The sequence below is a fragment of the Butyricicoccus faecihominis genome (assembly GCF_024462775.1).
Lineage (GTDB): Bacteria > Bacillota > Clostridia > Oscillospirales > Butyricicoccaceae > Agathobaculum > Agathobaculum faecihominis_A.
The window spans coordinates 1-23,843 of the sequence record NZ_JANGCE010000002.1 but is presented as its reverse complement, the minus strand read 5'-3'; the positions used below and the strand labels follow the sequence as shown (position 1 = coordinate 23,843).

The 23,843-nt window shown below is 55.1% G+C and carries 23 protein-coding genes, 1 tRNA gene and 1 pseudogene; 16 read left to right on the top strand and 9 right to left on the bottom strand.

Features of this window, described 5'->3' with window-relative positions:
- Positions 1 to 6: 6 nt before the first annotated feature.
- The gene (locus tag NE562_RS01775; protein WP_280960675.1) at positions 7 to 1,443 is read left to right on the top strand and encodes an aldehyde dehydrogenase family protein; all 1,437 of its coding nucleotides are present in this window, start codon (positions 7 to 9) and stop codon (positions 1,441 to 1,443) included.
- A gap of 88 nt (positions 1,444 to 1,531) precedes the next feature.
- Positions 1,532 to 1,963, top strand: a pseudogene (rpiB, locus tag NE562_RS01770) (ribose 5-phosphate isomerase B); the annotation flags it as partial.
- A 183-nt stretch (positions 1,964 to 2,146) separates the two neighbouring features.
- Here rpiB and NE562_RS01765 read toward each other — a convergent pair.
- Both NE562_RS01765 and NE562_RS01760 read right to left on the bottom strand, forming a co-directional pair.
- Positions 2,147 to 2,458: a hypothetical protein gene (locus tag NE562_RS01765; RefSeq protein WP_280960674.1), complete on the bottom strand. Its 312-nt coding sequence runs from the start codon at positions 2,456 to 2,458 to the stop codon at positions 2,147 to 2,149.
- Positions 2,459 to 2,615: 157 nt separating this feature from the next.
- Positions 2,616 to 2,939: a helix-turn-helix transcriptional regulator gene (locus tag NE562_RS01760; RefSeq protein ID WP_280960673.1), complete on the bottom strand. Its 324-nt coding sequence runs from the start codon at positions 2,937 to 2,939 to the stop codon at positions 2,616 to 2,618.
- 404 nt (positions 2,940 to 3,343) lie between these two features.
- On the opposite strand from NE562_RS01760, the gene NE562_RS01755 reads away from it, so the two are divergent.
- Both NE562_RS01755 and NE562_RS01750 read left to right on the top strand, forming a co-directional pair.
- On the top strand, positions 3,344 to 3,736 hold the full coding sequence (locus NE562_RS01755) for a sigma factor-like helix-turn-helix DNA-binding protein (RefSeq protein ID WP_280960672.1): 393 nt from the start codon (positions 3,344 to 3,346) through the stop codon (positions 3,734 to 3,736).
- A gap of 20 nt (positions 3,737 to 3,756) precedes the next feature.
- Complete coding sequence (locus tag NE562_RS01750) at positions 3,757 to 4,602, top strand: hypothetical protein (RefSeq protein WP_280960671.1); 846 nt, start codon at positions 3,757 to 3,759, stop codon at positions 4,600 to 4,602.
- A gap of 195 nt (positions 4,603 to 4,797) precedes the next feature.
- On the opposite strand, the gene NE562_RS01745 is transcribed toward NE562_RS01750, so the two are convergent.
- Positions 4,798 to 4,873, bottom strand: a tRNA-Ala gene (locus NE562_RS01745).
- 153 nt (positions 4,874 to 5,026) lie between these two features.
- On the opposite strand from NE562_RS01745, the gene NE562_RS01740 reads away from it, so the two are divergent.
- The gene (locus NE562_RS01740; protein ID WP_280960670.1) at positions 5,027 to 6,418 is read left to right on the top strand and encodes a glycine--tRNA ligase; all 1,392 of its coding nucleotides are present in this window, start codon (positions 5,027 to 5,029) and stop codon (positions 6,416 to 6,418) included.
- Between the two features lie 75 nt (positions 6,419 to 6,493).
- Here NE562_RS01740 and NE562_RS01735 read toward each other — a convergent pair whose 3' ends face one another.
- Together NE562_RS01735 and NE562_RS01730 are read right to left on the bottom strand one after the other, a co-directional pair.
- Positions 6,494 to 8,098 carry a response regulator gene (locus NE562_RS01735; RefSeq protein ID WP_280960669.1) on the bottom strand — a complete coding sequence of 535 codons (1,605 nt, stop codon included), beginning with the start codon at positions 8,096 to 8,098 and terminating at the stop codon, positions 6,494 to 6,496.
- Positions 8,076 to 9,848 (bottom strand): sensor histidine kinase, encoded by a 1,773-nt coding sequence (locus NE562_RS01730; protein WP_280960668.1) that lies wholly within the window; start codon positions 9,846 to 9,848, stop codon positions 8,076 to 8,078. Before NE562_RS01730 ends, NE562_RS01735 begins: the two co-directional genes overlap by 23 nt.
- 500 nt (positions 9,849 to 10,348) lie before the next feature.
- On the opposite strand from NE562_RS01730, the gene NE562_RS01725 reads away from it, so the two are divergent.
- From NE562_RS01725 to NE562_RS01680, 10 genes are all read left to right on the top strand, one after another.
- Positions 10,349 to 11,671 (top strand): ABC transporter substrate-binding protein, encoded by a 1,323-nt coding sequence (locus NE562_RS01725; RefSeq protein WP_280960667.1) that lies wholly within the window; start codon positions 10,349 to 10,351, stop codon positions 11,669 to 11,671.
- A gap of 95 nt (positions 11,672 to 11,766) precedes the next feature.
- Complete coding sequence (locus NE562_RS01720; RefSeq protein ID WP_280960666.1) at positions 11,767 to 12,639, top strand: carbohydrate ABC transporter permease; 873 nt, start codon at positions 11,767 to 11,769, stop codon at positions 12,637 to 12,639.
- A gap of 56 nt (positions 12,640 to 12,695) precedes the next feature.
- Positions 12,696 to 13,499: a carbohydrate ABC transporter permease gene (locus NE562_RS01715; RefSeq protein ID WP_280960665.1), complete on the top strand. Its 804-nt coding sequence runs from the start codon at positions 12,696 to 12,698 to the stop codon at positions 13,497 to 13,499.
- Positions 13,500 to 13,515: 16 nt separating this feature from the next.
- Positions 13,516 to 14,628, top strand: coding sequence for an ABC transporter ATP-binding protein (locus tag NE562_RS01710; RefSeq protein WP_280960664.1), 1,113 nt, complete (start codon positions 13,516 to 13,518; stop codon positions 14,626 to 14,628).
- A 28-nt stretch (positions 14,629 to 14,656) separates the two neighbouring features.
- On the top strand, positions 14,657 to 15,346 hold the full coding sequence (locus tag NE562_RS01705) for a YesL family protein (RefSeq protein WP_280960663.1): 690 nt from the start codon (positions 14,657 to 14,659) through the stop codon (positions 15,344 to 15,346).
- On the top strand, positions 15,343 to 16,431 hold the full coding sequence (locus NE562_RS01700) for a Gfo/Idh/MocA family protein (RefSeq protein WP_280960662.1): 1,089 nt from the start codon (positions 15,343 to 15,345) through the stop codon (positions 16,429 to 16,431). The genes NE562_RS01705 and NE562_RS01700 overlap by 4 nt, the downstream gene beginning before the upstream one ends.
- Positions 16,432 to 16,443: 12 nt before the next feature.
- Complete coding sequence (locus tag NE562_RS01695) at positions 16,444 to 17,343, top strand: sugar phosphate isomerase/epimerase family protein (RefSeq protein ID WP_280960661.1); 900 nt, start codon at positions 16,444 to 16,446, stop codon at positions 17,341 to 17,343.
- 13 nt (positions 17,344 to 17,356) lie between these two features.
- Entirely contained in the window at positions 17,357 to 18,079 is a 723-nt protein-coding gene (locus NE562_RS01690) for a glucosamine-6-phosphate deaminase (protein ID WP_280960660.1), read from the top strand.
- Positions 18,076 to 19,134 (top strand): PfkB family carbohydrate kinase, encoded by a 1,059-nt coding sequence (locus NE562_RS01685; RefSeq protein WP_280960659.1) that lies wholly within the window; start codon positions 18,076 to 18,078, stop codon positions 19,132 to 19,134. The genes NE562_RS01690 and NE562_RS01685 overlap by 4 nt, the downstream gene beginning before the upstream one ends.
- 439 nt (positions 19,135 to 19,573) lie before the next feature.
- Positions 19,574 to 20,869, top strand: coding sequence for an O-acetylhomoserine aminocarboxypropyltransferase/cysteine synthase family protein (locus NE562_RS01680; RefSeq protein ID WP_280960658.1), 1,296 nt, complete (start codon positions 19,574 to 19,576; stop codon positions 20,867 to 20,869).
- Positions 20,870 to 20,933: 64 nt separating this feature from the next.
- On the opposite strand, the gene NE562_RS01675 is transcribed toward NE562_RS01680, so the two are convergent.
- The 4 genes from NE562_RS01675 to NE562_RS01660 all read right to left on the bottom strand — a co-directional run bounded on the left by NE562_RS01675 (position 20,934) and on the right by NE562_RS01660 (position 23,350).
- Complete coding sequence (locus NE562_RS01675) at positions 20,934 to 21,149, bottom strand: DUF378 domain-containing protein (protein ID WP_280960657.1); 216 nt, start codon at positions 21,147 to 21,149, stop codon at positions 20,934 to 20,936.
- 65 nt (positions 21,150 to 21,214) lie between these two features.
- Complete coding sequence (locus NE562_RS01670; protein ID WP_280960656.1) at positions 21,215 to 22,099, bottom strand: SPL family radical SAM protein; 885 nt, start codon at positions 22,097 to 22,099, stop codon at positions 21,215 to 21,217.
- Positions 22,096 to 22,812, bottom strand: coding sequence for an NAD-dependent protein deacylase (locus NE562_RS01665; protein WP_280960655.1), 717 nt, complete (start codon positions 22,810 to 22,812; stop codon positions 22,096 to 22,098). The genes NE562_RS01670 and NE562_RS01665 overlap by 4 nt, the downstream gene beginning before the upstream one ends.
- Before the next feature lie 16 nt (positions 22,813 to 22,828).
- Positions 22,829 to 23,350, bottom strand: coding sequence for a nitroreductase family protein (locus tag NE562_RS01660; protein ID WP_280960654.1), 522 nt, complete (start codon positions 23,348 to 23,350; stop codon positions 22,829 to 22,831).
- A gap of 210 nt (positions 23,351 to 23,560) precedes the next feature.
- Here NE562_RS01660 and NE562_RS01655 point away from each other — a divergent pair, with 210 nt between their 5' ends.
- Positions 23,561 to 23,803 carry a helix-turn-helix domain-containing protein gene (locus tag NE562_RS01655; RefSeq protein WP_280960653.1) on the top strand — a complete coding sequence of 81 codons (243 nt, stop codon included), beginning with the start codon at positions 23,561 to 23,563 and terminating at the stop codon, positions 23,801 to 23,803.
- The last annotated feature ends 40 nt before the right edge of the window (positions 23,804 to 23,843 follow it).

Here is a 23,843-nt window from a genome sequence, read left to right as displayed (position 1 = left end):
AATGCTATGAAAATGCTGATTGGAGAACGGGAAACAGAAGCGCGAGGCGGAGAGAAGCTGTCGGTTTATAGTCCCTCCTCAATGCAAGTATTGGATACTGTCCCGGCAGCGTCGAGGGAAGATGTGGACGAAGCGATTACCTGTGCGCAAAAAGGATTTGGTCAATGGTCGGCAACTCCACTTGCGAAACGAATAGACATTATGCGAAGGTTTCAAAAGCGCCTGATGGAGGAACAAAAGAGTATCAGTGAACTGGAATCGGCGGAGCAAGGTAAAACGCTGGAGCAATCGGAAACCGAGGTGCGAAATGCTGCCAAAATCACTGGCCAATATTGTGATATTGTGCGTAACCTTGGCGGCGAGACATTCCCTTCCGGTAATTGGGATAATTTTGTTGGTGATCTGACGTTTACTGTACGGGAACCTTTAGGTGTCGTTGCCTGTATCCTGCCATATAATTTTCCGGTGGATCTTTTTGCAATGAAGGTTGTCCCGGCCCTGCTGATGGGTAACGCAGCGATCGTGAAACCTTCATCGGAGACGCCGTTATGCGACATTCGGTTGACGCAACTAATGCGAGAATGCGGTGTGCCGGCCAATGCAATTCAGATCATAACGGGGAGCGGTGCAAAAATTGGAAATTGGCTGACGGGAGACGACCGACTAAGCGCCGTGAGTATGACTGGAAGCACCGAGGTCGGCGCACAGATCGCCAAAAATAGTGCAGAGTATCTGCATCCGGTTATGTTGGAACTGGGCGGAAATGACGCCCTGATAATTTTAGAAGACGCAGATCTGGAATGGGCTGTCGAACAAACCATGTTTGGCCGTATGTTAAACAGTGGACAAGTGTGCAGCGCAAGCAAGCGGTTTTTGATTCAAAATTCCATACGAGAAGCATTTACAGAACGGCTGGCTGCGGCAGTGGGTCAGCTACGGTATGGAGATCCATTTGACCGCTCAGTCGACTTAGGGCCGTTGGTATCGGTTAAGGCGGCTGAAGAGGTGGAGAAGCAGATATACAGGACGATGAAACAGGGAGCCAAGCTGCTATGCGGAGGCAAACGGGAGAATGCGTATATACAACCTACGATTCTTACGGAGGTCACGCCAGAGATGGATATCGCTGGTGATATGGAAGTGTTTGGACCTGTGTGGCCGGTTATTGGATTCGATACAGTAGAGCAAGCCATTTTAATTGCTAACCACACAAAATACGGCCTATCTTCCGGAGTAATCGGTGCAGACCTGCAAAAGCTGTTTCAAGTAGCGCGGGGTATGGAAGCTGGCGCCTGCATTATTGGCGGCACTGGTAACTACCGAACTTTTGACCAGCCTTTTGGCGGCTACAAGATGAGCGGACTGGGCCGTGAAGGGGGAAAACATACGTTGGAGGAAATGAGCCAGCTCAAGACGATTGTTCTCCGCAGAACTTTTCAGTGAGCTGCGATAAACAGCCGTTTGAGCCTCAAAGGTGGGCGGTGTATCGCGAATTGATGACATGACCCGTACGCGAAACAAGAGGTGAAAAATGATGATTGCACTCGCGAGCGACCACGTGGGATTGGAACTCAAAAATGTGGTTAAAGAGCATCTGAATGCCAGAGGAGAGCCATGGAAGGACTATGGGACTGATAGCAGTGACTGCTGTAACTACCCGGAATATGCATGGAAAGCGGCAAGGGCAGTGGCGGGGCGTGAATGCAGCTTAGGAATCCTGTTCTGCGGTACGGGGATCGGCATGGGGATTGCAGCCAATAAGGTGAAAGGCATTCGCTGCGGTACCTGCAGCGATGCTTACTCCGCCGCTAGCTCGCGCAAGCACAACAATGCCAACATGCTGGCACTTGGGGAACGCGTGGTAGGAAAGGAATTGGCTCTTTTGATTGTAGACAGCTTTCTGGACAGCACGTATGAATATGGAAGACACGAGGTGCGGCTGAAGCAAATACAGAAGATAGAAGATAACATTGAGCCGCTTTCGGAAAGCAGCCAAGCCGCGAGCAAAGCGCCCTCAGATGCCCCCTCCAAAGAATGCATGAGATAAGCGAATGCAAAGCGTATGGATAGGACTTTCATGTTTCGGGTGAAAAAATTTGCTACCATATAAATAAAAGCCCATTCCGTGTCGGAATGGGCTTTTACATTATGCTCTTTTCAGTTCTGTAATGTCATCCTGAACAGTCTTTACAACCTGATTGATTCGCTTAATTTCATCCGCATGCATCCGGATATCTGACTTTACATCCAGCATATCTTCTTCGCTTGCATGATCTTGAAGCTGACGAATTAAGGTAACATGCCCCTCATATAGCAACTCAAGCCGCGGCATAATCACACCTTCTTGGTTGACCGATAGTTTATCAACCGTCCGTTCAACCGATTGCATTCTTGTAGATACATCCTGTACCATTTCAGTGAGTGTGGTCAACGCCTGTAAAATTTGATCTTCCTTCATCTAAATCACCCAATAATCCTTATTAATAACCAAAATATCCTGTTTTCAATCCGTCCTTACTTCATTGCACAGATGATTTCATTAATACATGCTGGCATTAAAATATATAACCGACAGGTTTACTATGATTCCTTGAAACGTATCACCAATGTGAAAATCAATTTTCTTCCATCTTTGACAGCTCATCAAGCAGTTCTCGGTATTGATCGACTAAGGTGCTAATAGCTTTCACCTGCTTCGGCTCTAACCCTGATACATCCAAAACATCTTCACGAAATCGATCTACACCAAGCAGAAAGTCTGTCGAAACACCAAACACTCTTGCAATGTCAATTAGCGAGGATAGCGATGGCAGCCGATCTCCAGTTTCATATAAAGCTATCATGGAATCGGAAACACCCACGCGCTTTGCTAATTGCGCCTGTGTCAGTTGCCGTTCATTACGTAGCTTGCGCAGGTTCTCACCAAAAGGAATAATCATAAACTCACCACTCTCTTATTTAGTCTAGCATCATTTCTACTTGCTATTGGTGCTCGGATTTCATTACAAAATTTACTCAGTCTCCGCGAAACTCTCCAAATTAGCTATAATATCGCAGTACGGTTCCGCTATATTGCCTAACGAACACAGATGCTCGGTCCCAAAAGCAAGTATATTAAGATAATCTCCCGCTTTTTAACAGAGAATCAGCTAAAATCCCAAATGATTTTGTAATTTATATTTCCCTTGGATTTCGCTGCTCTTTGCAATAGTTTATCATCAAAGTCACTTGCTATAGGTTTGTAATTGTATTGACTAATGGTAAGTATGATGATACACTAATTAGAAAAGGGATAAATATCTATAATTATTTTTAGATAGGGGATTTTACAATGCACATAAATATGGAATTAACACCACAAGAGCAAAAGGTTTTGAGCCTGTATTCCATGGATGGGCTTACCTTTGCTAAGATTGCTGAAACGCTTGGCATTTCGCGCTCGCGCGCGTCGCAAATTTATCATAATGCGCTAGGCAAGCAGGACTTGATGCGTAGACAGGAATTCTATTTAGAGCAAAACCAGAAAAACGTTTCTGTCACACTCAAATTGGGTGAAGTGGTTGTCTTGCAGCGCATCCTGAACGAATACTTAAAATTGAAGATGAATGCAATCCGCAACACGAAAAATAACAGCGACTGGGAAGCCCTGCAAAAAGATGTGGATTTCAATACCGCCAAGACTCTCCAGAAGCAAATGAAAGCTGAAGAAAAAATTTGGCGCAGGCAAATGAAGTAAGATAGGTGGCGGAGGTCAACATGAGTAAAGCTATTCTAAAACAGCCAGTTCCGTTCCCGTTTGACGAAGCCGAATGGGGCAAAATTCTATGGTGGGAAGAAGTCGTCGAGGGTATCGGCATTTATGAGTTGGAGACAGATCGGGATGCCGGTATCTATATTGCTGACAAAGCAAAATGCGCAAATATTGTTTCGGACACCGCGCTTCAATACGGTACCCCTTACGCTGGCGGGCAATTCTTTTACTTTGATTATGAGAATGGGCGGTTTGTTCTGTTGTATGAGCTATATCAATATCGGCTCAACATCTGCACCGAAGAGGATAAAAAAGACTTAGAGCAGGAAATTATGCAGACCCGCGCATATGGTGCGGAACACTTTAGTTCGTACTTTGGAGCGTGGAAACCGCAGCAGTTAACACCATGGGGGCCGAGGAAGACAGACTATATAGAAGTCGATCCAGGCGTATGGTTTGTGCAGGTTGGTGAGAAATGGTATTTTTCTATATGTACCGTACACTTTGATGCTCTGGAAGATTATGCAAAGGCCTCGGCAAAAGGCAACTGCGGATCGTATCCCTACTTTACCTGTGAGGATATGTATTGGGAGTTAGAAGACTGCGCTCCGGCTATTCACGCATTACTGGAGCAGGTGCCTCGCCTAAATAGGTTTATTACTTCAGTGGACGATCTTATGTACTTTCTATGCGAACGTTTTCCCGCCTATGCGCTGATTGTCAATGCAGGCATTCAATCTCTCATCCAAGATAAAAAGCAACGCAATCCAAACGCTGACGTTTCTAAGCTGGAAGCTGAACGAATTACAAACAAGCGCGGCGCAACCAGCAATTTTTTGATCATGCAGTAACATGACCGAAGGAATACCGCCTTGTATGTTTCACGGAAACAAAAAGCAAATTGGCGTGTGGAGAGGCAAACTTACGCAAAAATGCTGTATTCGAGAGCTCGGCAAGTGCATGGATAGAAAAAAGGTGCAAATCAAAGCAGATTTGCACCTTTTAAAGGTAATAAAAAAACAGACTTGCCGAAGCAAGTCTGTTTTTGGTGGACCTGAAGAGATTCGAACTCTCGACCTCTCGGATGCGAACCGAACGCTCTCCCAACTGAGCTACAGGCCCATATTCAAGTGAATCAAAGGAGTTTTTGGGGAAGTCTGCCGTAGTCCCTTGACAAGTAATAATTATATCGGTAGAATAGGTCTATGTCAAGCATTTTTTTCAGTTTGACGAAAAAAGCGCGTATCAGCCAGATGCGCCAAAAGGAGAATGATAATGAATAACAGCGAAAAGACCATGGAAAAGATCGTCGCACTTTGCAAGGGTCGCGGTTTTGTGTACGCGGGCAGCGAGATTTACGGCGGCCTCGCAAACACTTGGGACTACGGCCCCCTTGGCGTGGAATTTAAAAACAACGTCAAGGCCGCATGGCGAAAGAAGTTCGTGCAGGAATCGCCGTATAACGTCGGTTTGGACGCGGCTATCCTGATGAACCCGACTGCTTGGGTCGCTTCGGGTCACGTGGGCGGCTTTTCCGATCCGCTGATGGATTGCAAGGACTGCAAGACCCGCCACCGCGCCGATCAACTGATTGAAGATACGACCGGCGAAAACCCGGCCGGCTGGTCCAACCAAAAGATGCTCGACTACATCAACGAGCACCAGATCGCGTGCCCGAACTGCGGCGGCCATAACTTTACCGATATCCGTCAGTTCAACCTGATGTTTAAAACCTTTCAGGGCGTTACCGAAAACGCCAAGAACGAAATCTACCTGCGCCCGGAGACCGCGCAGGGCATTTTCGTCAACTTCCAGAACATTCAGCGCACCACGCGCAGAAAGATTCCGTTCGGCGTAGGTCAGGTGGGCAAGTCTTTCCGCAACGAGATCACCCCCGGCAACTTCACGTTCCGTACCCGCGAGTTCGAGCAGATGGAGCTGGAGTTTTTCTGCAAGCCCGGTACCGACCTTGAATGGTTTAAGTACTGGAAGGATTACTGCCACAACTGGCTGCTCTCGCTGGGCATGAAGGATGAGAACCTGCGCCTGCGCGATCACGACCCGGAGGAGCTTTCCCACTACTCCAACGCCACCACCGATATCGAGTTTATGTTCCCGTTCGGCTGGGGCGAGCTGTGGGGTATTGCGGACCGTACCGACTTTGACCTGACCCAGCACCAGAACACCTCGGGCGTATCCATGGAATACTTCGATCAGGAAGCGAACGAGAAGTATATCCCGTACGTGATCGAGCCTTCGCTCGGCGCCGACCGCGTCGCTCTCGCGTTCCTGTGCGAAGCGTACGACGAGGAGGTCGTCGGTCAGGATAAGAACGGCAAGGACGATATCCGCACCGTGCTGCGCCTGCATCCGGCGCTCGCACCGTTTAAGGCCGCCGTACTGCCGCTTTCCAAGAAGCTGTCCGAGCAGGCCCAGCCTGTCTGGGAAAAGCTGGCCCAGAAGTGGAACGTCGACTTTGACGACGCCGGATCGATCGGCAAGCGTTACCGCCGCGAGGACGAGATCGGCACGCCGTACTGCGTCACGGTCGATTTTGAGACCGCTGAGGATAACTGCGTGACCGTGCGCGACCGCGACAGCATGGAGCAGGAGCGCGTTAAAATCGACGACCTGACCCATTACCTCGCCAAGAAACTGGCATATTAAGAAGCAAAAAAAGCGCCTTTCCCGTTTATGAGGGAAAGGCGCTTTTTTTGCGGTTGCCGCGGCTCCGGTCAGCATTCACGGGGCGTGATCCGTGGAGGACGACTTTTCGCTTTCCGCTTGCCGAAAATCCTTCGGCTTGACGCCGGTCAGCTTTTTGAAAATACGTGAAAAATACACCGGATCGGGAATGCCAACGCGCTCCGCGACTTCATAGGTTTTCAGTCCGGTCGTGAGCAGCAGCGTTTTCGCTTCTTCAATGCGTACATTCTGCACATAGGTGCTCAAATTTTCGCCGACCTCGCGCTTAAAAAGCTTGCTTAAGTAGCTGGGGCTGAGATACACTTGACCCGCCAGACTTTCGAGGGAAAGCTCCTCGGCGTAGTGCTGCGCGATATAAGCCTTGACCGAACGGATCAGTCCGTCCGCGTCCGCGGTGTCGCCGCCGGTCAGATCGAGCATTTGCTGAACGAAGGACAGCATATTTTGTTCAAGCGCTTCAGGGGAGCCGCCATCGATCAGCTTTTTCAGCGCGGGCAGGCTGCTTTCCGAAAGGTAGCCCTCGGTATCTGGCAAAAAAAGCAGACTGATACAGAACTGATGGATGTAAACACAAATGTTGCGCACCGTTTCCACGGGCAGTTTGTTTTCGCGCATGTAGGCGAACAGGCGGCGCAGGATATCGAGCGCGACCGTGCGCTGCCTGTTCTCAATCGCCGACTTGAGCAGCCGCAAATCGGAAAAGGTGCGTTCCGTCACCTGCTGCGGGATGGCGGGCATATCCTCAAAACACATGACAGGCCGTTCCGGCGAGTACTGCGCGAACTGGACGGCTTGCTCGGCCTGTTCGGCGGCGTCCGCCATCATCAGGGGATCGCAGCAGTGCAGGCTGACGCCGATGGACAGGGAAAAGCGGGGCAGACTGCCGATGATATCGACGGTTTCGACGCAGAGCGCTTCCAGCGTGGCGGATTCCGGCGCGCATACGACCGCGTAGCACATTTGATCGCCGCGCGGCACAAAGTGGACGGGGTATTCTTCCAAACACTCGGTCAGCACCTCCTGCGATTGCCGCAGGTAGGAGAGAAAATCGGATTCATCCTTCTCCGGGGCGAGGGGGGCGATATCCAGCCGCAGAACATAGTAGCTGGTCAGATCGAGACCGAGCTGCGCCATGCGGTTCAGCGCGAACAGATGGGACAGATCGACCCGATGGATCAGATCGTGCAGCAGCATGCCGCGCTCCAAACGCAGCGTCTGTTCGGATTGGTTCGCGAGCGCCCTCTCAAGCTCTTGACTGGATCGCTCCTGAAGAATGCGGGCCTTGGCCTTTTCGATCGCCTGTGTCAGGCTTTCGACCGAGGTCGGCTTTAAGACAAAATCCACCACGCGGTATTCGATCGCCCGCTGCGCGTATTCAAAATCGGGAAAACCGGTCAGGATGATGACCTGAATGCGTGGGTATTCTTCGCTGAGCCGCCGCGCCAGCTCTAAACCGTCCATGCCGGGCATGCGGATATCGCTGATGACGATATCGGGCTCGATATGGGCGATCTGTTCGATCGCGTCGATGCCGTCCTCCGCCTGCGCGGCGATCGTGCAATCGAGCGATTCCCAGCGGATGCAGTGGATCAGTCCTTTGCGGATCGCGGCTTCATTGTCAACAATCATCACTTTCAGCATCAGGGGCGCTCCTTTCTTCGGGTGAGGGGCCGCGGTCTACCGGCAGCGTGAGCAGGATATCGGTTCCGCGGCCGGGGGAAGAGGTCACCTGCATGCCGTATTGCCGCCCGTAAAGCAGTTGGATACGGCGGTTGATGTTGCCGAGCGCCACGTGGTTGTGGCGTGTGCTTTCATCGGCGCTTTCGGATATATCGAGGTTGACGAGCGACGGGTCGAAACCGATGCCGTCGTCCGACACGCGGATGCACATCGCTTCGGTCTCCTCCCAGATGCTGACGCGCACGGTGCCGCCGCCCCGCTTGTTTTCCAGCCCGTGCACAATGCTGTTTTCGACCAGCGGCTGAATGGTCAGCTTGGGCAGGTAATAGCCGAGCATGTCGGGATCCTCCAGATCGATCGAGTAGTTCAGCTTGTCCTCAAAACGCTCCTTTTGCAATTCCAGATAATAGCGCACGTAGCGCAGTTCCTCTTGCAGCGAGATGGTCTGTTTGTTTTTGTGCGTGATGTTGGCGCGCATCAGCTGGGCGAGGTTGGATACCGTGTGGCAGATACCGGGTTCGCCCGCGGCCAGACACCGCATGTTGATCAGTTCCAGTACATTAAAGATGAAGTGGGGACGGATTTGGGATTCCAATAGGTTGAATTCCGCGTCCCGCAGCAAAAGACCCTTTTCGTATACCTCGTCGAACAGCTCTTCCAGACGGTCGGCCATGTCGTTAAAGGTCTCCGCCATGCGTTCGGTTTCGCGGTAGGGCGTGTCCTCCATGCGGGCGGTCAGGTCGCCGGTCGCAAGGCGGTCGATCTTTTGCAGCATCTGCCGCACGGGCTTATAGACCAGATACAGCACGCCCGCGCCGAGCAGCAGTGTGATGACCAGCACAACGGCGGTAAAGAAAACGTATACCTTGACCGTCTCATTGGTCGTTTCAAAAATTTCGCTCTTGGGCACAAAAATATCGACTTGCACGCGGCTGGGGGAGAGCACGCGGCTGGCGTGGTAGTAGGATTTGCCCTCGACGTCGAGATAACCTTCGCCCGCGTCCGTCGCGGCGGTAGAGAACGCCTCGCTGTCCGGCGCGGCAAGCACGCGGCCGTCCGTCGAGCGGAGCAGCACCGCGGCCTGCTGATAGATCGAATCGATATAAGAGGTATCGACCAAGTGCGCCGCGTTCAGTTCGATAATCACCTTGCCAAGCGGGACCATGGTTTCCAGATCGAGAAAGTCGACGATAAAATAGCAATAGTCCGGCTGGTCGGGCAGGGTGTACAGGTCGCGCGCGGAGTTTTCCGTGCCGCATTGCTCATACACGTTCAAAATACGGTTGGCCGTGCCCAGAAAAATGCCGCTGCGCAGCAGCGACAGGTACTGACGCCCGTTTTTGACTAAATAGATGCCGGTGACCACGCTGGGATCGAGCTGATTGCCGAGAAAAAACGCGCGGCTGAGCCCCTCTTCCACGGCGAGCCGTTCCAGCTGATCGGGCATATCCTCGCGGCGCATGATGCTTTGCGTGCGGTCGTCGCTCATCAGATAATAAATGCTGTTGCGCAGCGTGTCAAGAATAGAGCTGCTGTGGTCGGCAAACTGATCGAGGTAGAAGGTAACGGTTTCCCGCGCGGTATTTTCCAGACGCGTGGAGACCGATGTGGTAAAATAAATGATAGAGCATAAAACCGGAACCACGACGAGCGCGCAGCACAGTACGACGGCGATCAGCGTAAGCGGCAGTTTCTTTCTCTTCGCTTTCATGCGGCGGTCTCCCTTCGGTAGTGGCGGCTCCTACTGTACCTCAGCGGCGGGCGAAAACATAGCGGTCAGCTCTTACTAATGTGCCGCTGGTGGTATAGTCATTTAATAAGTGGTATAATGGCCGTTCGCGGCCATTATACCACAGCGGCAAGCATTTTCGAAGTGTTAAAATACACTTATGCGCCGCTGGTGGTATAATTAATTTAATCAAAGTATAATAGCCGTTTTGCGGCTATTATACCATAGTTGCGTGCCCAAGGGAATAGCCAAGGGCGCGCGTCCGGTCAGATGGGACAAGATTTTACTAGGAACAGTGCAAGAAAAGTCTGTTTTTAAAAATACCGGCGCGGCCGGTGCGCAGGCGGGCAGGGAACAGAGCGGAATAATCCCAGTTTTGCGCCGCAGCATGAATTGTATGGTGCGCGGCTAAACGATATAATAAATCCATCAAAGGGGGAGCGGATGAAAAGACGCTCCAGAGAAAAAGGAGGAACCCATTCATGAAGAAGAGAATGCTAGCGCTCATTTCGGCAGCGGCAATCATGGCGACCCTGCTCACCGGCTGCGGTGGGGACGGCAAACAGGGCGAGGCGGAACCGAACGCCGCCGGTGGCGACGGCGTGGTCACCATCAATTACCCGACGTTCCAGTGCGGCGTGAACACGGCGGCGACCGTGGTGGCCAAGCTGGTAGAGGAATTCAACGCGGAATATGCCGGCAAGTACCAGATCAAGCTGGAAGAAGTGCCGGGCGATGCAAACTATGTCGATAAGATCAAGGTACAGCTCGGCACGGGCGACCTGCCGCCGGTGGTTTACGGCGCGGGCTACAACCTGCTCGATCTGGCGCTGGCCAAGGATCTGGTCGTCGACCTGACCGATGCGGTCAACGCCGACCCCGAGTGGAAGGCGCTTTATTCGGAGGCGGCGCTCAACACCAACAGCCGCGACGGTAAAATCTACGCTTCGTCTGTCGAAGGCTCGGTCGTAGGCTACTTCTATAACAAGGAACTGTTCGAGCAGGCCGGCATCAAGGAGCCCGCCAAGACTTGGGACGAGTTCTTCCAGCAGTGCGACACGCTCAAGGCCGCAGGCATTACGCCGCTCGCGCTCGACACCGCGGATTCCGCTTGGGTCACGCAGCTTTGGTGGGGCGCCATGGTCGCTACCTCGGGCGACGAAGGCCTGAAGTTCATGCAGACCATGAACCCGACCGATTACAATTTCCCCGCCATGGAAGACGCTGTGGGCAAGGTGCAGAAGATGCTCAAGGACTATACCACGCTTGACGCGATCGGCGGCAAGTATGAGCATGCGGCCAACAACTTCCTCTCCGGTCAGGCCGCGATGATCGCGAACGGCCCTTGGATGATCGGCGATTTCTCCGATACCACCAAGACCACCGCGGACTTTGCCGAAAAGGTCGGCTCCGCCATCTATCCGGACAGCTTCGTATACGACGCGCCGATCCAAGGCTACTTTGTCACCAAGCAGGACGATCCCAAGGTGGAGGAAGCCGCGATCGCGATGGTCAAGTTCTTCACCTCCGCCCATGCACAGCAGCTCGGTCTTGAAATGCAGGGCATGGTACCCGCTTCCTCTACCGTAGAGGTATCCGCGGAAGCCGAAAGCAAATACCCGCTGCTGGTTGAATTCCTGGGTCAGGCCGCTGACGCGATCGTACGTACCGACAACATGCAGGCGACGATGTTCTCCAACCTGCTGGACGTAGTCAGCCAAGAGCTGCCGCGCCTGTATTCGACCGACCTCGATCCCGCCGGCTTCTGTCAGGCGCTGACCGACGCAGCCGCGAAGAATCAGTAAGACAAACCTTCACCCCCGAAAAAGGTACGGCAAAGGGGCCCCGCGGAAATGCTCCGCCGGGTCCCTTTTGCTGACAGGAAAGGAATGAAACGCACGTGAAAATTAAAAAAGGGTGGATTCCCGTCTTCCTGCTGCCCGCCGTCGTGCTGTTCCTGCTGATCTATGCGGTGCCGCTCATCATGGTGTTCGCCACCTCGATGTTCGACTACCGGCTGACCGGTCAGGGTATGACGTTTATTGGCTTTGATAACTACATCCGCCTGTTCCACGACCCGGATTTCTTCCAAGCGCTGACCAATACGGTCGTGTGGATCGGCATACAGTGCATCGTGCACGTGGCGCTGGGCACGTTTATCGCGCTGATCCTTTATAAAAAGCCGCGCGGCTGGAAATTTGTCCGTACCGCGTACATGGTGCCGAATATTATCTCGAACGCCGCGATCGGCATGATCTTCCTGAACATTTTCAACCCGCAGTTCGGCGTGATCAATTCGGTGCTCAAGGCGGTCGGGCTGGAAAGCCTGACGCACAACTGGTTGATGGATTCCTCCACGGCGTTCCCCTCGGTCACGCTGATCTGGGTGCTGTTCGCGGGCTACACGACCACGCTGGTACTCGCGCAGGCGCTTTCCATTGACGAATCTGTTTTAGAGGCCGCCCGCGTGGACGGCGCGACGCCCTTCCAGACCGATGTGTTCGTCGTGCTGCCGCTGCTGAAAAAGATCATCGGCACCACCATGGTCATGGCGGCGACCTATATGCTGCAAATGTTCGATCTGATCTACATTACGACCAACGGCGGCCCGGGCAAGGCGACGACCAACCTGCCGCTTTTGCTCTACGGCGTGTATAAGGGCGAAAACAACTATGGCTACGCCAACACGATCGGCGTGTTCATCGTTGTGATCGGCATCGTCGCGATGACGGTCATCAATAAGGCGCTCAAAGTCAACGAAGAGGATTATTAAGGAGGCGGCAAAACGTGAAATTTGCTCAAATGAATACAAAAGAGCGCGTTTTGTGCGTGCTTAAATACATTTTCCTCACCCTGTGCGTGTTCGTCGCACTGTTCCCGATCGTGTGGGTCATCATGTCCTCATTCAAGACAAACGCCGAAATATTGTCAAACGGCGTGGCGCTGCCCAAAAGCTTCAGCTTTGTCGGCTATAAGGACGCGCTGACGATCTCGCCGATTCTCAGCTACTTTGGACACAGCGTGATCATCACGGTCGCGGCGACCGCTTTGAACGTGCTGTTCCTCGCAATGGCGGCTTACGTGTTCGCGCGCTGCCGTTTCAAGGGCAGGGACGTGCTGTATTTCGTCCTGTCGCTCGCGATGGTCATCCCGATGACGGCGCTGCTGCATCCGGTGTACAGCGTCGTGCAGACGCTGGGCCTGTACGATACCAAGGCGGGGCTGATACTGGTGTACACCGCGCTCAATCTGCCGATGAGTCTGCTCATTCTGCGCGGCACGTTCCTATCGATCCCCAAGGCGCTGGAGGAAGCCGCCTATGTGGACGGCGCGGGCTTTGTGCGCACCTTCTTCCAGATCATGATGCCGTGCGCAAAGGGCGGCCTTACCTCGGCGGCCGTTCTGGCTTTCCTCAATTCATGGAACGAATTTACGTTCGCCTTGGTGCTGACCAGCGGCCAGTCCGCGCGCACGCTGCCCCTGTCGCTGAGCTACTTCACCGCGCAGTTCAGCTTTAACTACACGGCGATGTTCGCCGCGGTCACGATCGCGGTCATCCCGTCCATAATCGTGTTCGCGGTGTTCCAGGAGCAGGTCGTATCCAGCCTGACCGCCGGCTCCGTGAAGGAATGAGAAAGGGAGAAGCAAGATGGCAAGTATAACGCTCAAAAATATCGATAAGACCTACCCCGGTGACGTAAAGGTCATTGAAAATCTGAATCTCGAGATCAAGGATAAGGAATTTATCATTCTCGTCGGCCCGTCGGGCTGCGGCAAATCGACGACGCTGCGCATGATCGCGGGGCTGGAGGAAATCACGGGCGGCGAGCTTTCGATCGGCGACCGCGTGGTGAACGACGTAGCGCCCAAGGATCGCGATATCGCGATGGTATTCCAAAACTACGCGCTGTATCCGCATATGACGGTGTATAAAAACATGGCGTTCGCGCTTTCGCTCCGCAAAGAGAGCAAGGAAGTGATCGACAAAAAAGTGCACGAGGCCGCCAAAATCCTCGACATCGAGCATTTGCTCAACCGCAAGCCCAAGGCGCTTTCGGGCGGCCAGCGGCAGCGCGTCGCATTGGGCCGCGCCATGGTGCGCGATCCCGCGGTTTTCCTGCTCGACGAGCCGCTTTCCAATCTGGACGCGAAGCTGCGCACCCAGATGCGCACCGAGATAACCAAGCTGCACAAGCGGCTTGAGACCACGTTTGTCTACGTGACCCATGATCAGACCGAAGCCATGACCATGGGCGACCGCATCGTCGTGATGAAGGACGGCGTGATCCAGCAGGTCGATACGCCGCAGAACCTGTACGACAGTCCCTGCAATCTTTTTGTCGCGGGCTTCATCGGTTCGCCGCAGATGAACTTTATCGATGCGACGCTGACGAAGAAAGACGGGGCCTATTATGTCGATTTCGGTCCCTATTCCATCCCGCTGCACGAGGGCATGGCCGACCGCGCCGATCTGACCGCCTACGAAGGCAAGCCGGTCGTGCTAGGCGTACGGCCCGAGGACCTGCACACCGAGCCCGCCTTCCTTGACGCTTCGAGGGAGAGCGTGATCGAGCTGCACGTTGATCTGGCCGAGCTGATGGGCGCGGAGATCTATCTGTACGGCGATACCGCCGGCGTGCCGCTCACCGTGCGCGCGCCCAGCCGCGTGCAGGCCCGTGCGGGCGACACCGTGCGCCTTGCGGTGGACCGCAACAAAATGCACCTGTTTGATAAAGAAACCGAGCGGGTGATCAGCAACTGATCACGCGCAGCGAAAGAGGGGAGACGCCATGACGCTGTTCCGACCAAGCTACTTAAAGGAAGGACCCGGCATTGAAAAGGACGCGAAGCCCAAGGAGGGTCTCGCCCTGTTCTTTGAAATCCTCGGGCGCGAGTTTTGGCAGGTGCTGAAGCTAAACCTGCTGTTTCTGGCATGCGCGCTGCCGCTCTTTACCTTGGGCGCCGCGCGGTGCGCGCTCAGCCGCTGCACGATGAACATGGTGCGCGATAAGCCGAACGACGTATGGGCTGATTTCCGACAGCAGTTTAAACAGGATTTTGGGAGAAATCTCGGATTCGGCCTTGCGGAGCTGTTTTGCATCGGCGTGCTGCTGCTGGTATGCGGCGCGCCCGCTGTGCGGCAGAGTCCGCTGCTGCTCGGCGCTGTGCTGATGGGCGCGGTGTTCGGCGGATTGTTCTTCGGCTACCTTTGGCCAATGGCTTCTTCCATGGAGCTTCCCACGCGGGCAATGGTAAAAAACGCGCTGATCCTGCCGCTCGCCTGCTTGCAGCACAGCCTGCCCGCGCTCGCGGTGGGCGCGGTGCTGCTCGGCCTGAGCCTGTGGCTGTTTCCGCTTTCGCTGCCGCTCGTGCTGTTCATCCCGTTTGGCCTTTCGAGCTTTGTCATGAGCTTTGCCGCGTGGTCGGATATCAAGCGGCTGATCGTTCGTAAAAACAACAATGGAGGAAATGAAACATGATTAAAATTGGCGTTATCGGTCTGGGCGAGGTTTCCCAGTGCATGCACCTGCCGATCCTACAGGATATGTGCGAGCAATATGAGGTGACGGCGGTTTCCGACGTCGCGCCCTCGCTGGTTAATTTTATCGCGAAGAAATACCACATCAAGGATACTTATCTGGACGCGATCGAGCTGATCGAAAAAGCGGATATCGACGCGGTGCTCATTCTGTCGCCCGACCAGTACCACGGCGAATACGCCGCGCGCGCGTTAAAGGCGGGCAAGCACGTGTTTGTGGAAAAGCCGGTCACGCTGTGTCTGGACGAGCTGAACGAGCTGATCGAACTGAAGAAGCAGTACCCGGATCAGATCGTCATGGTGGGATACATGCGCCGCTATGCGGGGCCGTACCTAAAGGCCAAGGAGATCTTGACCGAAAAGCCCATGAAGACCGAATATTTGCGCTTCCGCGACATCATCCTTGAAGCGCCGTTCTTTATCGGTCAGACGAGACCGATCTTCTATCCGAGCGATGTGCCCGCTGAGGTCATAAAAGAGGGCGGCGCGCGCCGCCGCCAGCATCTGGACCGCGCGATCGGCGCGGACGCGACCGACGAGATGCGCACCACCTATCAGATGATGACCGGCCTTGGCTGCCACTCCTTCGCCGCCGTGCGCGAGCTGTTCGGCGTGCCGAAGAAGATCCATTCGGTCACGACCGCCGCGAACGGAGAGCAGGTCGTTATCGTGATGGAGTTCGAGGACGGTTTCCTCGGTACATACGAGCTGGTCAACAACCAGAACATCGTACAGTTTGACGCCGCGATTGAGGTGTTCCAGAAGACGCGCAAGGTGCTGGTCAAGTACGAAACGCCCTATCTGCGCTATCAGCCGGCGGCGGTGCAGGTGACCGAATCGAACGACGCCGATACCAAGACTACCACCTACGGCCCCGACTTCCACGATGCGTTCCACACCGAACTCAAGCTTTTGGCCGAATGCATCGAGACCGGCAAGCAGCCCAAGACCAATCTGGAGGACGCCGTGGCGGATCTCGTGCTGTTCCGCGAGATCATCCGCGTGATGAAAGAGCAGAAGGGATAAGGAGAAACGGATATGAGTCATGTAAAGATCGCGACCGCGCCCTGCTCTTGGGGCGTTTGGTACGCCGACGGCACGCCCTCGGGCACGCCGTATGAGGTGTTTCTCGATCAGGCGGCCGAGGCGGGCTATAAGGCTTTGGAGCTGGGCCCGGACGGCTATCTGCCGACCGATGAAGCAAAGCTGCGGGAAGAGCTGCAAAAGCGCGGCCTTGCGGTATGCGCGGGCACGGCCTGTTATCAATTTGATCAGGGCGCGTCCTTTGCCGATTTCCGCCCGCGCGTCGAAGCGCTGTGCAAGCGCCTGAACGCGCTGGGCGCCAAGTATCTGGTGACGATGGACGAATCCGACGTGGGCCTGTACAGCGAGAAGAAGAAGGATATGGACGCCGCCGTGTGGAACGCGTTTTTGGGCAAGATCCGCGACATGGGCGAGTATACCAAAAACGAGTTCGGCATCGAGGTGGTCTATCATCCGCATATCAAGACCATGATCGAGTACGAGGAGGAGATCGTCCGCCTGATGGACTATACCGGCCTGAACCTCTGCTTTGATACGGGCCACCACGCCTATGACAACGGTAACGGCCAGCCCGGCGATCCGTCGGCGCCCAATTTTATGCGCCGCTTTGTCAGCCGTATCGCCTACCTGCACTTCAAACAGGTGGACGGCGCGGTGTACAAAAAGGTTATGGAGGAGCATATCGATTCGGATACCGCGTTCGATATTAACGTGATGTGCGACCTGCCGGACGGCATCATCGATTTTAAAGAAGTGAAGAAGGCGATGGACGATATCGGTTTTTCAGGCATCGCGGTGGTCGAATCCGACATGCCGCGCGCCACGACGGCGCAGGCTTTCGCTTCGGCCAAACGCAATCTGAATTACCTGCGCGATATCCATATCATCGACTGAGGAGGAATATTCGGTGAAAATTATTGTTTGCAAGGATTACGAGGAAATGAGCGCGCGCGCCGCCGCGCTCGCCGCGGACAGCGTGCGCGAGAACCCGCAGGCGCTTATCAGCTTTCCGGGCGGCGATACGCCGCGCGGCATGGTGCACGCCTTCGCCGATCTGGTCAACGCGGGCGAGGTCGATATCGCGCGGGCGCGCTATGTTTCGCTGGACGAGTGGGTGGGGCTGTCGAATGAGGACGAGGGCTCCTGCGGCCTGTTCAACCGCGCGGAGTTTTTGAGCCGTCTCCAAAAGCCGTTTCTCGATCTGCATATCATCAACGGCAAGGCGGAAGATATCGAAGCCGAGCGCCGGGCTCTCGACGCTTATATCGTCTCCTATGGTCCGCTGGACGTATCGGTGCTCGGCATCGGTATGAACGGGCATCTGGGCTTTAACGAGGATGGCGTTGATTTTGGACTGAACGCCCATATCATTCCGCTGTCCGATACGACCAAGCGGGTCATGACCAAGTATTTCGGCGAGAAGTTCCACCCGGAATACGGCATCTCGCAGGGCATCGCCCAGATCATGGCGGCAAAAAAGGTTATTCTAATCGCGAACGGCGCGCACAAGGCGGAGATCATCGAAAAAGCGGTGCGCGGCGAGGTGACCAACCGTGTGCCCGCCAGCGTGCTGCAAAACCACCCGAACTGCTACGTTGTGGTGGATGAAGCGGCCGCTGCCCGGCTGTGAGCCGCTTTGACGGCCTGCTGGAACGGCGGGCCGAGATCGCGCGGAAAAAGCTTACCGTTGGGTTTGACGGGTTTACGGATCTGATCGTGCGCCCGCTTCGGCAGGCCGCTACGGCGGATACGCCCGCGCAGCCGTTCGATACCATCCGACAGTTCGGCGAGTTTTTGGTCGGCAAGGCGGAAAAGAGCTGCTCGGTCGAATTGAAAGTGGAGGCGCGCCAGCTCGGCGGCAACCTGCCGTTTTTGTCGCGCGGCGCGGGCGGTCTGGGGCTGGATGTGAGCTGCATCGGCATGCTGGGCGACGGGGCGGTGGAAGAGCCGTTCCGCCGCATGCCGTGCACGCTTTACCCGTTCGCCCCCTCGGGGCAATCCACCTGCATGGAGTTTCAGGACGGCAAGGTCATGCTCGCGGCAGATTGCACGCTGCCGGGCGACCCTTGGCAAACCGTGCTGGACGCGACGGACGGCCGCGCGCCCGCGCTTTTCGAAGGGGCCGATCTGATCGCGCTGGTCAACTGGAGCGAACTATCCTTTTCGCACAATCTATGGCGGCACGCGCTAAAAGCGCTTGATTCTACGGATAAGACGCGGTTTGCGTTTTTCGACTTGTGCGACGTGTCCCGCAAAACGGCGGAGCAGATCGACGCGGTGCTGCGCCTGATCGGCGGCTTTGCCGAAAAACGCACCGCCGTTTTAAGCCTGAACGAAAACGAAGCGCTTACCGTATCCGCCGCTGTGCTGAACAGCGCGGGGGAGATCGAGGATATCGCAAACGCGCTGCGCGGCAAGTATGGGATTGACGAGGTGCTCGTTCACACCCTGCGCGACAGCCTGCTGCTGACCGCGCGCGGTGTGACCCGGCTTGCGACGGATTTTGTGGAAGAACCGAAGATATCGACCGGCGCGGGCGATAATTTTAACGCCGCCTCGTGCTTTGCCGCGGTCATGGGCATGGAGGACGGCGACCGTGTGGCGTTTGCCAACGCCTTTGCCCATTTTTACATCCAAAACGGCTATAACCCAAGCCTGACCGAGCTGTTGGACAGCCTGAATTGAGTGCGAAAAAAGGGTCTGTAGAATAAATTTTCACAAATGAATAGAAAACTGTTGCAAAGCGAAGAATGCTACCAATTTTGTCATTCTGAGGAGCGAAGCGACGAAGAATCTCGTGCCAACGCGCGGAAGTTACGCTGGGAACGCGCGTTCGCGCGAGATTCTTCACTTCGTTCAGAATGACATTTGGGTACTCTTCTATTTTGCAACAGTTTTTTTACAGCCCCCTTTTTTCTTTTCTTTTCTTTTGAAAAGAACTTGACAGGGAAGGCAAGGTACGGTATAATTCCCATAAATCCTATTTAAATAATATGAATTGAGGCGCGGCCATGAATTATCTATTTGAAGAGCTGCTGCGCGCCAATTTTCGGTTTGGGCGAATGTGAAGCTGCTTTTTACAAGGGAAACGAAAGCAAAACGAGTAAAAAGGAGATTTATCATCATGGAAAAGATACAGAACACCGAGAACTGGGCGTTTGAGACCAAGCAGCTGCATATCGGGCAGGAGAGCCCCGACCCCGCGAGCGATGCGCGCGCGGTGCCGATCTATCAAACCACTTCCTATGTATTCCGCGACTGCGCGCACGCGGCGGCGCGGTTCGACCTTTCGGACGCGGGCAATATTTACGGCCGCCTGAATAATTCAACACAGGACGTGTTTGAAAAGCGCATGGCTGCGCTGGAAGGCGGCGCGGCGGCGCTCGCGGTCGCTTCCGGTGCGGCGGCCGTCGCGTATGCCTTGCAGGGTCTGGCCGCGGGCGGCGGGCATATCGTCGCCGCGAAGACGATTTACGGCGGCACCTACAACCTACTGGCGCAAACGCTGCCCGCTTACGGCATCGAGACTACTTTTGTCGACCCGGACGAACCAAAGAATTTTGCCGCCGCGATCCGGCCGAATACCAAGCTTTTATTCTGCGAAACACTGGGCAACCCAAATTCCAATCTGGTTGATCTGGATTCTGTCGCGGCGGTCGCACACGCGCATGGCGTGCCGTTTGTGGTCGATTCGACCTTTGCAACGCCTTATCTGCTTCGCCCGATCGAGCACGGCGCGGATATCGTCATCCACTCGGCGACGAAATTCATCGGCGGGCACGGCACTTCGCTTGGCGGCGTGATCGTAGAGGGCGGCGCGTTCGATTGGAAGGCCTCCGGCAAATTCCCCGCACTCAGCGAGCCCAATCCGAGCTACCACGGCATGGTGTTTGCGGACGCGGCCGGTCCGGCGGCGTTTGTCACTTATCTGCGCGCCATCCTGTTGCGCGATACGGGCGCGGTAATCTCGCCGTTCAACGCCTTTCTGCTTCTGCAAGGGCTGGAAACGCTTTCGCTCCGCGTAGAGCGCCATGTGGAGAACGCGATCTCGGTGGTCGAATTTTTAAAGGATCATCCGAAGGTTGCGCGCGTCAATCATCCTTCGTTGCCGGACAGCCCGTACCGCGCGCTGTATGAGCGGTATTTCCCCCATGGCGCGGGATCGATATTTACCTTTGATATCAAGGGCGGCGCAAAGGAAGCGCAGGCGTTCATCGACCGGCTGCAGCTGTTTTCGCTGCTCGCCAATGTGGCGGACGCGAAAAGCCTTGTCATTCACCCGGCGACCACGACCCACGGCCAGTTGACCGAAGCCGAGCTGGCCGAGCAGGGAATCCGCCCCGGCACGGTCCGTCTGTCCATTGGCATTGAAAATATCCGCGATATTCTAGCCGATCTCAAGCAGGCGCTGGCGGATTAAAGCCATATCCCAATAAAAAAGAGCGTATCCGAAAAAAGGACGGATACGCTCTTTTCTTTGCCTTTTAGGAGGCGTGGCGGTGCTCCGCTCGGTCTTCTCGGAAGAGCAGGGAAATGCACCAAACGGCGGCCAGACCGACCAAGCCGTAGATGATGCGGCTCATGATGGTGGCGGGGCCGCCGAACAGGGCGGCTACCAAGTCAAAGCCGAACAGGCCGATGCTCCCCCAGTTCAGCCCGCCGATAATGGCGAGGATCAGCGCGATCTTATCTGCGATCATTTTTCTTCCTCCTTCTACGTTTCTGTGCCCTTAGTATGGCCGGGAGGAAGAAAAATCATACCGCGCTAAAAAAGCGAAAGCTGCTCGCTTTCACGCGGCAGCCGGTCGCGCATGATCGCGGCATAGTCGTCCGTCAGTCCATGTTTTTTCTTGACGGCGGAAAACATTTGATACAGACTATCCTTGTACGCTTTTCGGTCGGCGCCGGGGGCGTACAGCAGGCGCAGCTTTTCGGCAAGCGCGGGCCGTTCGCGGCGGATAAAATCGAAAAACACCTGTCGCGTGCCGCCGCGCAGGTACAGGATGGCCGCCTGCACATACTGCACGCCGGCTGCTTTGCCGGCGGCGGCCAGCCCTTCGAGGTTATCGCGTCCATCGGTAAGGTAGGGGATGATGGGCATGATATGCAGGCCGGTGCAGGCCTTTGTTCGCGAAAACGCGCGGAGCATTTCAAAACGGCGCGCCGAGGACGCGCCGCCCGGCTCCAGCACGCGGCGCAGGTCCTCGTCCACCGTGGTGATGGTTGAAGCGATGATGACGAAGGATTTTCGCGAAAGCTCGTCGATCAGATCAAAATCGCGCAGGATGAGATCGGACTTGGTGGAGATGATGCAGGGCGTGCGGTAGCGGATCAGTAAGCGAAGGATATCCGGCATCAGCCGGTATTTTGCTTCGGCGGGCTGGTAACTGTCCGTGATGCCGCCGATGTTGACCACCTCGCGCGGCCAGTCGGGCCGGGAAAGCTGGTATTCCAGCCTTTGTACGATGTTGGTCTTGACGAAGATCTCATCGTAAAACGAGGCGGATTCCAAATATTTGTGCGAATACACCGCGAAGCAGTACTGGCAGCGGTGCGCGCAGCCGCGATAAGGGTTCAGATCCCACCGGTAGGGAAAGTCTCGCTTTAAACGGCGGCACGCGGCGGCGCACTGCACTTCCCTGATGGTCACAGCTGCGAGAAGATTTCGCCGATCGGCCCGTGGATCACCAGATCGGCGCGTCGGTCGGCGGGCGTCGGCGTTTTATTGATGAGCACCAGCTTGGTCCCGCCGTAGTAATTGATCAGTCCGGCGGCGGGGTATACCGCGAGCGAGGTGCCGCCAATGATCAGTATGTCCGCGCGGCGGATATATTCCACGCTTTTGTTCATCGTATAGGAATCCAAGCTTTCCTCATACAGAACGACATCGGGCTTGATCATGCCGCCGCATGCACATTTCGGCACGCCCTTGCCGGCGGCGATGTCGCGCGCATCGTACGGCCTGCGGCAGCGCATGCAATAGTTGCGCAGGACCGAGCCGTGCAGCTCCAGCACTTCCTTGGATCCGGCCTTCTGGTGCAGGCCGTCTATGTTTTGGGTGACGATGGCGCGAAGCTTGCCCGCCTTTTCCCATTCGGCCAGCTTTAAATGCGCGGCGTTTGGCGCCGCGTCCAGCGCCAGCATTTTATTTCGGTAAAAGCGGTAGAACTCCTCCGGATTCGCGTCAAAAAACGTGCGGGACAAAATGGTTTCGGGCGGGTATTTGTACTGCTGATTATAAAGACCGTCTACGGAGCGGAAATCCGGGATGCCGCTCTCCGTTGAAACGCCGGCGCCGCCGAAAAAAACGATATTGTCGCTCTGATCGATCCATTCCTTGAGCTGCTTTATCTGTGCCTCCATGAGGGACGCCTCCTTTTTACTCGGTGAACGTAACGGTACCTTCCTTGCGGGGCTTTGCCGGGGTCTCCTTTGCGATGTAGCCGATCGCGGCGGAACAGATGACGATATGATCCGCCGGCACGCCGTATTCGGTGAGCAGCGCACGCACGGCGGGGGTATCGCAGGTGACGCGAAGCTGGTTGATCCAGCACGAGCCAAGGCCGAGCGCGGTCGCCATCAGCAGCAAGTTTTCCATGGCGGCGGCGCCGTCGACAAAGGCGTGGTTTTCATCCCGCTTGTACGAAATGATGATGTTGACCGGCGCGCCGTAAAAATTATAATCCGGCCCGCGGTTATCCGCTTCGGCTACCGCGCGCGCCAAACGAAGCGATTTTTCCGCACTGTAGACCACGGTGAAATGCCAAAGATATTTGCCCATGCCGGAAGGCGCCCATTCCGCCGCCTCCACCAGCTGCATCACCTGTTCCTTGGGGGGCAGTTCGGGCTGGAAAGCGCGCGTGGAACGGCGCGATTGGATAAGCTGCATCAATTCGTTCATGACAGTGACCTCCTCGGTTTTGTTTAAAAATATCGTGATAACTACAGTATAGCCGCTCTGTTCGGGCAATGCAAGGAGAGGAACAGGAAATTTCATTTTACGACACGTCCAATGCAAGTCATGCCAACATAATACGCTAGATTATATATAGCCTACTTTTGATCTCCCTTTTCAGTAAAATTATAAAAGGAAGAGCAGGAGGATAAAGACATGAATACCAGAGACACCGTAGCTGCCAGAATCGTAGAATTGTGCAAGGAGCGGCACATCTCGATCAACCGGCTGGCGGAATTGTCCGCTGTGCCGCCTTCCACGGTCAAAAACGTACTGTATGGCAGAAGCGACAACCCGGGCGTCGTGACGATCAAAAAGATCTGCGATGGGCTCGACATCACGCTGGGCGAGTTTTTTGACACGCCGGCCATGAACTCCCTTGAGCAGGAAATCAGATAACGACCGACCGCGGCAGGCGGCGGGCCATGATAGGCCCGCC

Bases quoted from the DNA above. Each gene is read 5' to 3' on its own strand.
- NE562_RS01710 (WP_280960664.1), top strand. From the start codon at position 13,516: ATGGCAAGTATAACGCTCAAAAATATCGATAAGACCTACCCCGGTGAC.
- NE562_RS01675 (WP_280960657.1), bottom strand. From the start codon at position 21,149: ATGATCGCAGATAAGATCGCGCTGATCCTCGCCATTATCGGCGGGCTG.
- NE562_RS01750 (WP_280960671.1), top strand. From the start codon at position 3,757: ATGAGTAAAGCTATTCTAAAACAGCCAGTTCCGTTCCCGTTTGACGAA.
- NE562_RS01655 (WP_280960653.1), top strand. From the start codon at position 23,561: ATGAATACCAGAGACACCGTAGCTGCCAGAATCGTAGAATTGTGCAAG.
- NE562_RS01740 (WP_280960670.1), top strand. From the start codon at position 5,027: ATGAATAACAGCGAAAAGACCATGGAAAAGATCGTCGCACTTTGCAAG.
- NE562_RS01705 (WP_280960663.1), top strand. From the start codon at position 14,657: ATGACGCTGTTCCGACCAAGCTACTTAAAGGAAGGACCCGGCATTGAA.
- NE562_RS01660 (WP_280960654.1), bottom strand. From the start codon at position 23,350: ATGAACGAATTGATGCAGCTTATCCAATCGCGCCGTTCCACGCGCGCT.
- NE562_RS01700 (WP_280960662.1), top strand. From the start codon at position 15,343: ATGATTAAAATTGGCGTTATCGGTCTGGGCGAGGTTTCCCAGTGCATG.
- NE562_RS01765 (WP_280960674.1), bottom strand. From the start codon at position 2,458: ATGAAGGAAGATCAAATTTTACAGGCGTTGACCACACTCACTGAAATG.
- NE562_RS01695 (WP_280960661.1), top strand. From the start codon at position 16,444: ATGAGTCATGTAAAGATCGCGACCGCGCCCTGCTCTTGGGGCGTTTGG.
- NE562_RS01775 (WP_280960675.1), top strand. From the start codon at position 7: ATGAAAATGCTGATTGGAGAACGGGAAACAGAAGCGCGAGGCGGAGAG.
- NE562_RS01760 (WP_280960673.1), bottom strand. From the start codon at position 2,939: ATGATTATTCCTTTTGGTGAGAACCTGCGCAAGCTACGTAATGAACGG.
- NE562_RS01730 (WP_280960668.1), bottom strand. From the start codon at position 9,848: ATGAAAGCGAAGAGAAAGAAACTGCCGCTTACGCTGATCGCCGTCGTA.
- NE562_RS01755 (WP_280960672.1), top strand. From the start codon at position 3,344: ATGGAATTAACACCACAAGAGCAAAAGGTTTTGAGCCTGTATTCCATG.
- NE562_RS01680 (WP_280960658.1), top strand. From the start codon at position 19,574: ATGGAAAAGATACAGAACACCGAGAACTGGGCGTTTGAGACCAAGCAG.
- NE562_RS01735 (WP_280960669.1), bottom strand. From the start codon at position 8,098: ATGCTGAAAGTGATGATTGTTGACAATGAAGCCGCGATCCGCAAAGGA.
- NE562_RS01665 (WP_280960655.1), bottom strand. From the start codon at position 22,812: ATGGAGGCACAGATAAAGCAGCTCAAGGAATGGATCGATCAGAGCGAC.
- NE562_RS01725 (WP_280960667.1), top strand. From the start codon at position 10,349: ATGAAGAAGAGAATGCTAGCGCTCATTTCGGCAGCGGCAATCATGGCG.